The sequence below is a fragment of the Cohnella soli genome, assembly GCF_042655525.1.
Classification (GTDB): domain Bacteria; phylum Bacillota; class Bacilli; order Paenibacillales; family Paenibacillaceae; genus Cohnella; species Cohnella soli.
On the sequence record NZ_JBHSMI010000028.1, the window covers coordinates 885,165 to 898,462 of the forward strand.

At 52.3% G+C, this 13,298-nt stretch carries 10 protein-coding genes; 7 read left to right on the plus strand and 3 right to left on the minus strand.

What is annotated here, in order from left to right:
* Positions 1-442: 442 nt before the first annotated feature.
* Positions 443-1,873, plus strand: coding sequence for a sensor domain-containing diguanylate cyclase (locus ACFPOF_RS19730; protein WP_378135753.1), 1,431 nt, complete (start codon positions 443-445; stop codon positions 1,871-1,873).
* A gap of 54 nt (positions 1,874-1,927) precedes the next feature.
* Here ACFPOF_RS19730 and ACFPOF_RS19735 read toward each other — a convergent pair whose 3' ends face one another.
* Positions 1,928-3,073 (minus strand): virulence factor, encoded by a 1,146-nt coding sequence (locus ACFPOF_RS19735; RefSeq protein WP_378135755.1) that lies wholly within the window; start codon positions 3,071-3,073, stop codon positions 1,928-1,930.
* A gap of 188 nt (positions 3,074-3,261) precedes the next feature.
* Between ACFPOF_RS19735 and ACFPOF_RS19740 the strand changes: the two genes are divergently transcribed.
* The 3 genes from ACFPOF_RS19740 to ACFPOF_RS19750 all read left to right on the plus strand — a co-directional run bounded on the left by ACFPOF_RS19740 (position 3,262) and on the right by ACFPOF_RS19750 (position 7,352).
* Entirely contained in the window at positions 3,262-4,236 is a 975-nt protein-coding gene (locus ACFPOF_RS19740; RefSeq protein WP_378135757.1) for an MBL fold metallo-hydrolase, read from the plus strand.
* A complete protein-coding gene (locus ACFPOF_RS19745) occupies positions 4,233-5,864 on the plus strand; it encodes an ABC-F family ATP-binding cassette domain-containing protein (RefSeq protein ID WP_378135759.1) in 1,632 nt (543 codons plus the stop codon). The genes ACFPOF_RS19740 and ACFPOF_RS19745 overlap by 4 nt, the downstream gene beginning before the upstream one ends.
* Before the next feature lie 489 nt (positions 5,865-6,353).
* Entirely contained in the window at positions 6,354-7,352 is a 999-nt protein-coding gene (locus ACFPOF_RS19750; RefSeq protein WP_378135761.1) for a C40 family peptidase, read from the plus strand.
* Between the two features lie 126 nt (positions 7,353-7,478).
* Here the strand turns inward: ACFPOF_RS19750 and ACFPOF_RS19755 are convergent, their stop codons facing one another.
* Positions 7,479-8,594 carry an MGDG synthase family glycosyltransferase gene (locus ACFPOF_RS19755; RefSeq protein WP_378135763.1) on the minus strand — a complete coding sequence of 372 codons (1,116 nt, stop codon included), beginning with the start codon at positions 8,592-8,594 and terminating at the stop codon, positions 7,479-7,481.
* A gap of 103 nt (positions 8,595-8,697) precedes the next feature.
* On the opposite strand from ACFPOF_RS19755, the gene kapB reads away from it, so the two are divergent.
* From kapB to ACFPOF_RS19770, 3 genes are all read left to right on the plus strand, one after another.
* Positions 8,698-9,078 (plus strand): sporulation phosphorelay system protein KapB, encoded by a 381-nt coding sequence (gene kapB, locus ACFPOF_RS19760; RefSeq protein WP_378135765.1) that lies wholly within the window; start codon positions 8,698-8,700, stop codon positions 9,076-9,078.
* 131 nt (positions 9,079-9,209) lie between these two features.
* Positions 9,210-11,516, plus strand: coding sequence for a hypothetical protein (locus ACFPOF_RS19765; RefSeq protein ID WP_378135767.1), 2,307 nt, complete (start codon positions 9,210-9,212; stop codon positions 11,514-11,516).
* 12 nt (positions 11,517-11,528) lie between these two features.
* Complete coding sequence (locus ACFPOF_RS19770; RefSeq protein WP_378135769.1) at positions 11,529-11,696, plus strand: YjfB family protein; 168 nt, start codon at positions 11,529-11,531, stop codon at positions 11,694-11,696.
* Between the two features lie 55 nt (positions 11,697-11,751).
* Here the strand turns inward: ACFPOF_RS19770 and ACFPOF_RS19775 are convergent, their stop codons facing one another.
* Entirely contained in the window at positions 11,752-13,038 is a 1,287-nt protein-coding gene (locus ACFPOF_RS19775) for a stalk domain-containing protein (protein ID WP_378135771.1), read from the minus strand.
* Positions 13,039-13,298 lie beyond the last annotated feature (260 nt).

The following is a 13,298-nucleotide window of genomic DNA, read 5'->3' on the forward strand; positions in this document are numbered from 1 at the left end:
ATCGAATTAATGTGTTCCGCGCAGTAACTCCGTCCCCAAGTGGCTGCTTACGGCCGAATTAATTAGTCCCGCAGCAAACCCTCGATTCAACACAGTTCTTTTTTTGAAATAGCGATGCACCGCAACAAAAAAAGTGGGCTTGCGGCACCCTCGCCGCAAGCCCGAAATCTATTATTGAAAAGGGGGGTCATGTAAGCATTGTAACCCGTCAAGATGAAGAGAACATGAAACTTAGATTACGGTATTATTACAAACAAGAAAGCGCTATACATAGGGTTTAGGTTGAAACGCAGCATACTTTGCGGGCTCATTATCAATTTTCTTCCATGTAACCGCTTTCCCTCTGTCAAATGGTCTAAGAATTTGTTATATTATTGTCAAAATATATCGCTTGACAATCGTAACCTACAAATTTATTCCATCTGACGGGTGGTACTTCTGCATGCAAATAGCGATTGTCACTGTGTTAACGGCTGTTATTTTATGCTTAGCGATCTTCGGAAGCGGTTTTGTTCTATTTTGGATTCGCCGGGCGAAGGCACTTCAAGGGCAATTAATTCAGCTTGAGGCAAGCCGGCAGGAGTACGTGGATTTACTTCGGGAACAACACGGCATGATCTGTAAGTTCAGGATGATAGACGGCCATTATCGGTTTACGTTTGGTGAGGGAAAGTTGTTATATATGCGAGGATGGAATCAGGGCGACATCGGCAAATCGATGGAAGAGCTTCTGCCTCCAAGTATGCACGAGTATATCAGAGGGATCTACGATAGAGCTTGGGCGGGGGAACATGTACAGTACGAAACAAACATTAACGGTCGCCATTATTTAAATAACGTAACTCCGGTATTCGTGAATGGCGAAGTAACGGAAGTGATTCTCTCGGGCAGCGATATTTCCGATGGGAAGACAGCCATTCATGCGGTAGAGGAAAGCGATTATCGTTATCGCAAGCTTGTGGAACTGTCACCTGACGCTATCATCGTTGTAGGCGAGGATGGAAGAATCGGGTACGCGAACGAGCGTGCGGCAGTGCTGCTGAAAGCGAAATCCGACCAGCAACTGATCGGCATGCCGGTGTTGAAGTACGTGCATCCGGACGACACCGAATGTACAAGTGAATATTTATCCAAGACTATGTTGAAAGTTGAACAATGCGTGCCTTTGGAAATCAAAATGTCAAGGTTGGACGACGTGACGATTGACGTCGAGATGACGTCAGCTTGGATATCCGTCGAAGACAGCCCGGCGGCTATTGTTATTTTCCACGATATTACGGCCAGGAAGCTCGCTGACCAGCAGAGGCAAGAGTCGAACCGAATGCTGATGCGTCTCGCGAATTTGGACGGGCTTACCGGCATTGCGAACCGGCGGTATATGAACGACAAGCTGGAGCAGGAATGGGTGCTTGCTGCCGGGCGCGGGAGCGTTCCGTTATCCGTCGTACTATGCGACATCGACAATTTTAAGTTGTACAACGATACATACGGCCATCTCGAAGGCGATATTTGCTTAAAAAAAGTGGCGAAAGCTCTCGATGCATTCGAGTTTCCACCGGGAGGATTCGTCGCGAGGTTCGGCGGTGAGGAGTTTATCGCCATTCTCCCGGAGACGGATTCGGGTGCTGCGGAGAAAATCGCATTAGACCTTGCTTCCGTTGTTTCTGCGCTTGGCATTGCGAACCGGCATTCCACGCTAACTTCCGGGCTTGTGACGCTCAGCCTCGGTGTGGCAACGGCTTACCCCACGACTGGCGGTCATTGGGACTCGTTGATCCGCCATTCCGACGAAGCACTGTACAGAGCGAAGCTGCTAGGCAAAAACCAACTACACGTATATAAACAACAGCAATTCATAATAAACGAAGAGTAAAAAAGGATCGGAATGCCGAAGGCGTAGCGCCTTACGGGTTTCGATCCCTTTTATTTATTCGTTGCCGCCGCGGTTCTCCTCGCGCATGCGCGTCATCTGCTGCCAGACGGAGCCGGCGGCTTCCTCGCCTCGTTCGATGCGGGCGACGGCCATCTCCGCTTGCAGCCGAACTTCGAACTCGGGCTCGATAGCCGTCGTCCTGCGCAGTGCTTCGAGCGCGGACTCGTCGCCCGCTTCGAAGAGGAACCGGGCGGCGCGCCAGCGGACGAGCTTATTGGAATCCTCAAGCGCCTCGATCATCGAAGGCGCGGCGGCGGGATCGCCGATATCTGACAACGTATCTCCTGCCGTTCTGCGTACTGCGCCGGAAGAATCCTTCATAGCGCCATACAAGTGCGGCATCGCCTCAGCCGTGCGGAGATCGCCTAAATAAACGACGGCGAGCCGACGTACCGATAGCTGGCTGTCCCGCAGGGCGCGGGCGACGACCGGTAAGTCTTCCGGCGTCGGCTTCAACCGCTCCAACGCTGCGTACCTTTCGCGCCAGTCTTGCGAGTCGAGCGCCTTCCATACTTCGGCGCCGCTTAGCGGAGCCGGAGGGGCGGGAGGTGGAGCTTCGGGACCGGCGGCGATGGATTGGGCGACGAGGTCGCGAAGCCGTGCTTCGGGATATGCGGCATCCAGTTCTCGCTGCACTTCATCAAGCACTTCCTGCGGTTCGCCGTAGCGCACGCCGAGGTCTTCCAGCATCCGCTCCCGAATCATCGTCGCCCCGGCCGCTTCGGTTACCGCTTTCGCGAAACGTTCGGGCATCGCGGCTCTGAATTCCTGACCGCCGCTCTGAACTCGCAGCTGCATCGGAATGCCACGGAATTTCTGAACTTTCACGTGGGCTTCCCCAAAACCTGCTGCGCCTTCCCCTTGACCGGTCAGAGATCCTCCATCGGCAATGCCGAACGCTTCGCGGACGCCGTCTAGAATAGTGGCCCAGTCGGCATTGCCTTTGCGGTCCAGCGCCAGGAAGTCCGCCGTATGGAACACGGACTTAACCCCCTGCACCTCGAGCAGTTTCTGAATAAGAGGCGGCGCGGACGCGGTATTTTTGTCGTAAGTCAATTGCACCCCGGGTTCGAGTCTGACGTCGACGTTAAGTTTCATCGTATTCGGACTCGGGGTCGGCTCGATGGACAAGAGCTTCATGGACTTGACTCCCCCTCGCTTGTTCGCTTATTTAGCTACTTCCACAATAACGCATTCGGGGACGAAATGCCAAAATCGACTGGTGAACGTCGAAGAGAGGGAAACGCCGCTCTTTTTTTGCTGCGCGGCTTGGTACATTTCCGCGTTTCCTGCTATAGTATACATGAACACATCATCGGAGGGATTTCATGCTTAGAAGACGCTTCGGCAACTTGGACTCCGTTGGTGCCGGCAAAGCATCCATGGAACAGTTCGACCGTTGGCGTAGGGACCGAATTCGCAAAATTCTCGATAGAGACAACGTGGAATGCGTACCCAGCGTAGCCCCTGATTTGCGATTCCTACAGCATAACCGCAACGAGCCGTCCCTGACCTGGATTGGCCACTCCACGTTTCTCATACAGATGGCGGGTTTGAATATTGTCACGGACCCGGTATGGGCGAGAAGGATGGCGTTTCAAAAAAGACTCGCCCCGCCAGGCGTCGAGCTGTCGGACATGCCTTCGACCGACGTTGTGCTTATTTCCCACGCCCACTACGATCATTTGCATATATCGTCCCTTCGTAGGTTGAGAGGCCCCAAAAAAATGATCGTACCCGCCGGGCTGCGCAGGAAACTCATGCTTCGCGGATTCTTGCAAGCCGAGGAGCTTCATTGGTGGGAGCACTTGTCACATCACGGAGCGAAGTTTACTTTCGTCCCTGCCCAGCATTGGACGAGAAGAAACCCGTGGGACATGAACACCTCGCACTGGGGCGGATGGGTGCTGCAATGCGACCACGGCCCGACGATTTATTTTGCGGGAGATAGCGGCTACTTTCGTGGATTCGAAGAGATCGGCAGAAGATTCGATATCGACATTGCGCTCATGCCGATCGGCGCTTACGATCCCGAATGGTTCATGGCGGCTCAGCACGTCAGCCCGGAAGAAGCGTTGCAGGCTTTCCTCGACGTGAAGGCAAAATATTTTGTGCCCATGCATTACGGTGCATTTAAGCTTTCTGACGATACGCCTACGGAAGCACTGGATCGTCTGGAGGCGGCAAGACAGAATCTCGGTATTTCCGAAAAGCAAATTTTGCTGCTGCAACACGGTGAGACGTTACGTTTCGATCGTGCGGTTCGCGACAATTCAAGTGAAAAGGATGGATTAGACTCATGATTACCGTATCCGGCGTTAGCCTCCGTTTTGGCAAGCGCCCCTTATTCGAAGATGTAAATATCAAGTTCACGCCAGGCAATTGTTACGGTTTGATCGGTGCGAACGGAGCAGGCAAGTCTACGTTTCTGAAAATTTTGTCCGGCGAAGTGGAGTCTTCGTCCGGAGAAGTCCACATAACGCCCGGCGAGAGGCTCGCCGTCTTGAAACAAAATCATTACGAATACGATGACTTCCAAGTGTTAGAGACAGTCATCATGGGCCACGATCGACTCTATAAGGTCATGAAGGAAAAAGATGCCATCTACGCGAAGGAGGATTTCTCCGACGAAGACGGCATGAGAGCAGGCGAACTCGAGGCTGAATTCGCTGACATGAACGGCTGGGAAGCGGAGAGCGAAGCGGCGGGTATGTTGAACGGACTCGGCATCACGACTGATCTGCACGACAAGAAGATGTCCGAGTTGGACGGCAACCAGAAAGTTCGCATTTTGCTCGCGCAAGCTTTGTTTGGCAGTCCGAACAACCTGCTTCTCGACGAACCTACCAACCACTTGGATCTCGAATCGATCAACTGGCTGGAAGATTTCCTGTCGCGTTACGAAGGTACTGTCATTGTTGTCTCACATGATCGTCACTTCTTGAATCAGGTGTGTACGCACATCGCGGATATCGACTTTGGCAAACTTCAATTGTACGTGGGCAACTACGACTTCTGGTACGAATCGAGCCAATTGGCTCAACAGTTGATGCGCGACCAGAATAAGAAAAAAGAAGATAAGATGAAAGAGTTGCAAGCATTCATCCAGCGCTTCTCCGCAAACAAGTCGAAGGCTAAGCAAGCGACAAGCCGCCAGAAGATGCTCGACAAAATCTCGCTAGACGACATTCGTCCATCGAACCGCAAATATCCGTTCATTAACTTTAAGCCTGAACGCGAAGTCGGTAAGCAGGTCGTTACGGTCGAGAACTTGACCGCTTCTTTGGACGGTGAGAAAGCGTTGAACAACGTCAACTTCGTCGTGAACAAGGGCGACAAGATCGCGCTCGTCGGGCCTTACGGTCTGGCTAAGACGTTGTTGTTCCAAATTCTCGTAGGCGAGAAGGAGCCAGAAGCGGGTTCCGTCACGTGGGGCGTCACGGCGATTAATGCGTATTTCCCTAAAGAAAACGGAGCTTACTTCGATGGCGTTGACCTGAACCTGGCCGAGTGGCTGCGCCAATATACGAAGGATCCGGACGAATCGTTCATTCGCGGCTTCCTCGGACGGATGCTGTTCTCCGGCGACGAAGCACTGAAGAAAGCTTCCGTTATTTCCGGGGGAGAGAAAGTTCGTTGTATGCTGTCGCGTATGATGCTGACGAACGGCAACGTACTGCTGCTCGACGAGCCGACGAACCACTTGGATCTCGAATCCATCACGGCGCTCAACAACGGCCTCATCGATTTCGACGGTCCGATTATTTTTACCTCGCATGACCATCAGTTCGTGCAAACGATCGCGAATCGCATAATCGAGATTACGCCGAATGGACTCATCGACCGGATGATGACGTTCGACGAGTATCTGGAACATCCGGAAGTTAAAGCTCTCCGCGAGAAGCTGATTCCGGAAGAGGACAGAAAGTAAAATAGAGTTGCAGCTAAGCTTGCCGGGCAGCCGGCAAGCTTTTTTTACGTTGTTACACTCGACAGCCCGCCTCCCATCTCCCGCCGATCAGCACTCAACCCCCGGACTAGAAGTCAGTGTTAATGGAAAAGTCCATTAATTTCGCCCACGGCAGATAGTTTCTAGAACAATTAATGGAAATGTCCATCAAGATTCGGGGATCTCTCCGGTTTCGAGCGGGAATGTGCCGATTTACCAAAGGAAAGGGAGATCTCAAGCGATCGCATAAATCCGCTGAAGAGACCGCTGGTAAATCGCACCAATCGCGATCACTGTTCCCTCCGATTCCCTTGAATGGCGCGGGTTGCCGGACGTATGGCCTATGCAGCTATTGGCTCTTCTTGCCTATAGAGGGAATACGCGGCGTGATCGGCGACTCATGGAAGCAGCCCCTTGAAAAAATATAATGGACAAGGAGTTACATTTTTTCATCTTGGGAGGAATCGGCGCATGAGGAAAAAGGGTATACAGCTGTTGCTCGCCGCTTCGTTGTTCATCTCCGCGCTGCCGGCTGTCGCATCTGCAGCAACGAAGGTGGAAACCGCACAGATCGTGGCATCGGTGAGCTTCAGAACCGGACCGAGTACGTCAACTGCGGTAACGCGGTATTTGAAAGCGGGAGAGGAAGTCGTCGTCTTAGAGCGCACGAACGATAACTGGTTGAGAGTCCAAGATGTGTTCGGCAAAATCGGTTACATATCCTCGAGCGATAAATATGTAGATTACAAGCCGGCGGCGCAGCAACCGGCAGGGGCGAACGCGATTGTTGTCGCGTCAGTATCGTTCCGTGAAGCACCATCTACGAGCGGAGCTTTCATTCGATATTTGAAAAAGGACGAACAGTTCGTCATCACAAGTGTTGTCAACAAGAGTTGGTATGCAATTAAGGACAGCGCAGGCCTCACGGGTTATGTCAGCAGTCAGGAGCAGTACGTCAAAGTGACAGGCGCACTTCCGCAGACGTCCGCACCGCCAGCGTCCACACCGCCGACTAGCGTTCAAACCGCAGCACAGAAAATCGAAGCGGTAATCGCCGCGGGACAGAAGTACCTCGGTACGCCGTATGAATACGGCTCGGATCGGAATACAACCGCAACGTTCGATTGCTCGGATTTCACCCGCCAGGCGTTCAAAGACGCACTCGACATTGTGCTTCCGGCTGATTCGGCCGCCCAAGGCGACTACGTACGCAACAAGAACACCGTGACGACGGATTGGCATGCGCTAAAGCGCGGCGATTTGATGTTCTTTATGGATTATAAAGGCACGAAAGCATCGCTATACGGCGGTAAACGTCCGTTCTCGACCAAAATCTCGCATGTTGGCATTTACCTCGGCGATGGCCAGATGTTACATACCTACTCCGTCGAGTCCGGTGGCGTCCGGGTAGATAGCATAGCCGGCAAGCACTGGGAATATCGGTTCCTGTACGGCGGCAGCGCGCTGTAAAGGTTCAATCGACAGAAAAGAAGGAAGTTCAAGGTTTTCGCCCTTGCCGGGCGTTCCTTGAACTTCTTTTGTTTGTCTTATCCATTAGGGCGTGTCTGAAAACCCCTCGGAGTATTCAGACACGCCCTAGTTCATCAATGCGAGAACCGCTTCGGAGCATTTCGCCGGATGATATTCGGCATTGCGCAACGCAAGAAGTGCATCGCGGTGCTGATCGGACGCATAGGGCTCTTGAATAAGTCGGAACCAACGGTCGATCGTTTCGGTTGTCGTCATGAGCTCGCCGAAGCCGTGGGTGACGAAATATTCGGCGTTCTCTTCTTCTTGTCCGGGGATTGGTTCATAGAACAGCATCGGAATGCCTTTGGCCATGCCTTCGGTGCATGTCATGCCGCCGGGTTTCGTCACGAGCAGATCCGACACGTCCATCAGCTTGTTGATTTCCTTCGTATAGCCGATGACATGGATGTTCCGGTGCTGGAAACGAGGGTCAGCCATCAGCTTTTCCCTTGCCTTGTCGTTGTTGCCCATGCATAGAATCAACTGTACGCGCTCGGCATAGCCGGCCATATATTCAACGAGCTCCTCACCGTACAGCAATCCCCAACCGCCGCCCATAACAAGCACAGTAGGCATGTCCTTCAAGCTAAACTCCGCTAGCGCCTCCGCGCGGTCATGCGGGTGCCAGAAGTTCGGATGGACCGGTATGCCCGTCACCTCGATCGAAGTCGGCGGAACGCCGCGGGCGATCAACTTGTTCCGCACGGTTGCAGAGCTGACCAAATAAGTGTTCACTTCCGGGTTCGTCCAAGTCGCATGCGCGTCGTAGTCCGTAATGAGCGTATAAAGCGGAACGTTCAGTCCCAGACGCTTCAACCGGCTGACGACGGCATTCGGAAACGGATGCGTGCACACGATGGAATCCGGCTTCAATTGGCGCACAACATCGGATACTTGATTGTAAAATAGCCGATGCAGCGCGAATTGCGTAACCCGGTTAAGCGATTTATGGTAGCCGCTGCGGTACATTTTGCCGACCAGTTTAGGCTGTTTGCTGACGGTTTTGCGATAGGCCGACAAGATTAACGGGCCAATAACGGGATTCAGGAAAGTTCCCAGCTCGATCACGCGAGTCTGGATGCGAGGCGACAGCTGTCGCAGCCCGACCGCCAGCGCGTACGCGGCTTGCGTATGTCCGGTGCCGAATCCTTCGGAAAGCAGCAGAACTCGTTTTTTGCGCATAAGAAATAATCCCCCACTTTACCTACCTACATATTACGCGTAAGCGAAGCTCGGAACAAGTGGTACAATAAGAAGAAGCGATAAGAAGGAGGAATAGTGCGAGATGGGGATCAATGAAACGGTGTCGCAACTTGTGAGAATTAGCTACAAAACGGGGGAATATGTCGGAGAAGCGATAGAAGAGGACGGGCGGAGAACACTGGTGAAAGTGCTCGCCGTGCTTCGTCATCCGACCCAAGGCGACTTGCACAGCGAGTTCGATCCGGACGCGCCGATCTTCCACGAGCGCAAGGCGCTGGCGTATACGGAGAAGACATGGGTGCCCTCGCAGACGGTGAAGCCTTACGGCGGAGCGCTTCCGGACTATCCAACAAGCTTAAAGACGGCGCTCGAAGCGGAAGTTGCCAGAATCGACGGACTGAGGCGTTGGGCGGAAAAATGTTTGGAGAAGCTGGACGAAGCTCGCAAAGATTACAAGCTCTAATGTGAGACGATAGTCTCATTTTGCCGACGTAAAACGATCTTTTCTGCGTTATGTATTCAGGAATCATCTTCCAAAGCCGTTATTAGAAGTAGACATTTCCGTCTTAAAACGGTGTTATGGAGGATTCCCGATTGATGAAAACCTGGAACAATCAAGTCAAACCACATTTCCCGTCGTCCCGTTCCCGTGCCGCAGGCAGCCGCTTCATGGCGGCAGTTCTCGTCTTCGCAATGTTCTTCGGCGTTGTTGGCGGCGTCGCTTCGGCAGCTGACGAGACGGTTAACAGCGTACGTATTTCGCCGTCCTCAACATCCAAACTTTACGTCGACGACAATTCGTTGACGTTAACCGCATATGCGGACATCGCGAATGCCCCGTCTGAAAGAGATGTGACCGCTGACGCCACTTGGACGTCCAGCTCAACATCGATCAAAGTCGTCAAAGGCGTCGTGACTGCCAGTGGAGAAGCGAATTCCGTTGCGATTACAGCCAGATACAAATCCGTGTCGAGCACGATTTACGTGACTTCGGAATACGCGTACGATGCTTTAAAGATCAAAAAAGATTCGACGGATGCACCGGACGCGTTAACACTCGATCTGGGTCAGGATGTCGTCTTGAAAGCCGTCGGCGTGAACGGCAGCAAGGAAAGTGATGTTTCTTCGTCGGCCACGTGGACGAGTTCTGCGACTTCCGTGGCCACGGTGGAGAACGGTACGGTTAAGCTGCTGACCGAAGGTACGGCGACGATTACGGTCAAATACAAGGGCCGTACGGATTCCGTTAAGCTGACGGTTAACAACCCGTATGAATCGATTGATCTGTATGACGGCAGTTCGGTTGTCGCAGGTCCAATTACTATGCTTTTTGGCGACGGACAGAAAGAACTGACCGCGAAAGCTAAACTGAAATTGGGCGGGACCGACGAAACCATTACAAGCAAAGCGACTTGGACGAGCAGCAATGCCGCAGTAGTCAAAGTCGATACAGCGGGTAAAATCACGATCGTCGGTACGGGTACAGCGGTCGTAACCGCGAAACGTTTTGGCTTGTCCGATGCAGTGACGGTCATCGTTCGCAATTCATTCGAGGCATTGAAAATTTCGCAAGATAAGCCGATTTACATTGCACTTAACGGCTCTTCTGTTTCCTTGACGGCAGCTGCTGCCAAGGACGGCAAGTTCGACGACGTGACGCAACAAGCGGAATGGAAAATCGCGGACGCCGATCAGGCGGTCGCAACGATTGCATTATCCGCCGACGGCAAATCGGCAATTGTGAAGCCGAGAGGCGTCGGTACGGCTACGATCACTGTCACATTTAACGGCTTATCTCGATCGCTTTCTGTGACGGTCTTCCCTACGCTTGAGAAGCTTGACATCGGAAAAGACTCGCTAGACGCTTTCGTCGGCGACACAGCAGCCCTTCCGACCGTAACGGGCACGACATTGTCCGGCGACACGAAGGACGTCAGCAAACTCGTGAAGTGGACGATTGATCCACAAACGTCGACTGCTGCAGATACCGATAATGACGATGCTGCAGCTAGCGATTCCGCCGTGTTGTCGATCGAAGACGGCAAGTGGAAGGCGCTGAAGGAAGGCACGGTTACGCTCCGCGCCGAAGTCGATAACGGCGCCAACAATATCGTATCCGATACGATCGTCGTTAACGTTCATAATAAAATTTTGACGCTGATCCCGTCCGCTGATAACGTCAGCGTCGTCATCGGCAAGGAAGTATCGCTTCCGACGGTGAAACTGATTTACGAGAACGGAGAAGAAGTATCGATTACCGATAAAGTCGTCTGGAAGTCGTCGACACCTAACTTGCTCGTGAAGACAAAGACGATGAAGGGGCTTCTCCCGGCAACTGCGACGTTAACCGGCACGTATCTCGGCAAGACGGTTAAAGTGAAAGTAACGGTCGAGGAAGAGTTTGTTTCCTTCGATATTTCGCCGAAGAGCGTAAGCGTAACGTTAAACCGTTCGCAGGCGATTAAAGTGACGGCCACGACGAAAAGCGGTAAAAAAGTATCGATAGGCTCCCGAATCGACTGGAATCCATCTAATGAAGGTATCGTAACCGTGAACGGAGCGTCGGTGAAAGGGCTCGCGGAAGGAAGCGGCAAGCTGACGGCCAAAGTACAAGAGAAGTCGTTGGAAGTGTCTTATGTCGTAACGGCGAAACTCACGAAGCTTACGCCATCCTTGACTTCGACGAAACTTGCGATCGGTGCTGAGCAGTCTGTCAGCTTGACGGCGGCATTCGAGAACGGCAAGACGTCAACGCCGACATCGCAAGCGACATGGACGACGTCCAATGCTTCCGTGGCAACGGTAGTCGACGGCAAAATTACCGCCAAAGGTAAAGGCTCGGCGACAATTAAAGCGGCCTTCGGCGGAAAGACGGTCACGATTAGAGTAACCGTTAAATAAGGAGGGGTTAATATGGAAGTTGGTGGAACATTATCGGCGGCGCAGTTGCAAAACAGCGTATCGATCGCCGTCATCGGCAAAGCATTGGATCAAGCAGAGACGCAAGGTCAGCAGCTTGTTCAAATGCTCCAGACGAACATTCATCCTTATCTCGGACAGAACTTGGACATTAAAGCGTAAAAGAAAGCTCCCCCGAACCAAATGGGGGAGCTTTCTTTTTGGGGAATGCTATCGATCAAAGATTAATGAATGCGGTTTTAAGTTTGTTGCGGAACACGACCTGGTAATTCAGCGAGTCGCTAACGACTCCGAGCGGTACATACGTTTTCGTAACTTTGCCTACTTGTTGGAAGTAAGCAGGAGTAGCTAGCGGTTTCTTTACGCCGTCGACGACGATTGTTTTAGCGGCGATGGTGATGACGACGGAGTGACCGTTTTTGGTGAAGGTGACTGACTTTGTCTGAGGGTCCCACTTCCAGGTGGCGTCGATCGCATCGGCCAAGTCCGTAATGGCCAGGAAGTTTGTGTTGTTTTTGAAGATGGGTTTGTTCTGCGTCTCCTTACCATTGATGATGATTGTATTGACGACGTCCGCAGGACGAGGAGACGGCGTGCGGTATTCGTGCCAGAGGACATCGGAGAATGCTTTGGCGATCGTTTCGTAGCCTTTTTGCGTTGGGTGGATGTCGAAGCCTTCAAGCAGATTGAAATGCGTCAAGGAACTCGACTTGCCCCGGAATGGCTCGAACACATGAGCGACTTGAACGGGAATGCCAGCAGCGGATAACGAAGCGGCTTTTGCGTCCACCGTCTCGGACAGCGTTTTCCCGACATTATCCAAATCGGGGTACAACTCATGGGACGGCATTAGCGGCAAATATTGATCTGACATCACGATTCGTGCATCTGGCGCAAGCTTATGCAACAAATTCATCGTTTTATCCAAATCTTCTGTATACTTATTCATTGTTTCGGCGGCTTTATCTTGTATAATTTGTCGTGCGGAGGTTGTATCTTTGTCCTTCGCCGCTTCAATGAGTTTCGTGAAGTCGTTCGCCCCGATCGTTAAGACGACGAGATCGGCGTGGGCCAAATCTTTGCCAAGCTCGGGCGCTTTCTTGGCCATGTCATCGGCTTGCTTCAGGGCTTCCGATTGGGTTGTCGCAGGGAAGGCTTGCAAATCCATCGCAGTGACCGAACGGTTCTCCGAAGCGGCCTGCAGAAAATTGAAGAGGCCGGTCGTCGACAATCCAAGAATGGCATAGTTATCCAGCTCAGAGCGGCCATGGAACAGCGCTTGTTCGTATACGCGATCGACGTAGCCGTACGGCACGGATTGCAGCGTCATACCGGGTTCGTAACCGGTGCCGAGCGAATCGCCCAGCGCGACGATGTTGTAGCTGTCGTTCATCTGAGGGACGGGCTGGGGGACAGGATCTTCGGCGAAAGTCGCGGAAGCCTGACCGAACGTGAGCGCTGCGGCGAATAGAGGGATAAGGGTCTTGCGGAAGCTTTTGCTCATCGAAATGATTCCTCTCCTTTAATGTTCGTTATCGACATAATAAAAAAGATTAAATTGCCATCCTTCTTGACCCGGTGGTAAAATGATTGAATAAATTAAACGAATTTTATGAACGATCGCCGTGGATTTCGCCGATAATGTTCAGGTTTTCCTCTCGTTTTGTCGTTCGATCACCATTTTTTCCTCCGATAGTTCCATTTTAGGCCATCCGCGTCGGAATGAGAAGCCATGTCGTCAAATTTCCTAAACTGCGCAAGAGA

Coding starts and splice junctions, on each gene's coding strand:
- ACFPOF_RS19740 (WP_378135757.1), top strand. CDS start 3,262: ATGCTTAGAAGACGCTTCGGCAACTTGGACTCCGTTGGTGCCGGCAAA.
- ACFPOF_RS19770 (WP_378135769.1), top strand. CDS start 11,529: ATGGAAGTTGGTGGAACATTATCGGCGGCGCAGTTGCAAAACAGCGTA.
- ACFPOF_RS19730 (WP_378135753.1), top strand. CDS start 443: ATGCAAATAGCGATTGTCACTGTGTTAACGGCTGTTATTTTATGCTTA.
- ACFPOF_RS19755 (WP_378135763.1), bottom strand. CDS start 8,594: ATGCGCAAAAAACGAGTTCTGCTGCTTTCCGAAGGATTCGGCACCGGA.
- kapB (WP_378135765.1), top strand. CDS start 8,698: ATGGGGATCAATGAAACGGTGTCGCAACTTGTGAGAATTAGCTACAAA.
- ACFPOF_RS19735 (WP_378135755.1), bottom strand. CDS start 3,073: ATGAAGCTCTTGTCCATCGAGCCGACCCCGAGTCCGAATACGATGAAA.
- ACFPOF_RS19775 (WP_378135771.1), bottom strand. CDS start 13,038: ATGAGCAAAAGCTTCCGCAAGACCCTTATCCCTCTATTCGCCGCAGCG.
- ACFPOF_RS19750 (WP_378135761.1), top strand. CDS start 6,354: ATGAGGAAAAAGGGTATACAGCTGTTGCTCGCCGCTTCGTTGTTCATC.
- ACFPOF_RS19745 (WP_378135759.1), top strand. CDS start 4,233: ATGATTACCGTATCCGGCGTTAGCCTCCGTTTTGGCAAGCGCCCCTTA.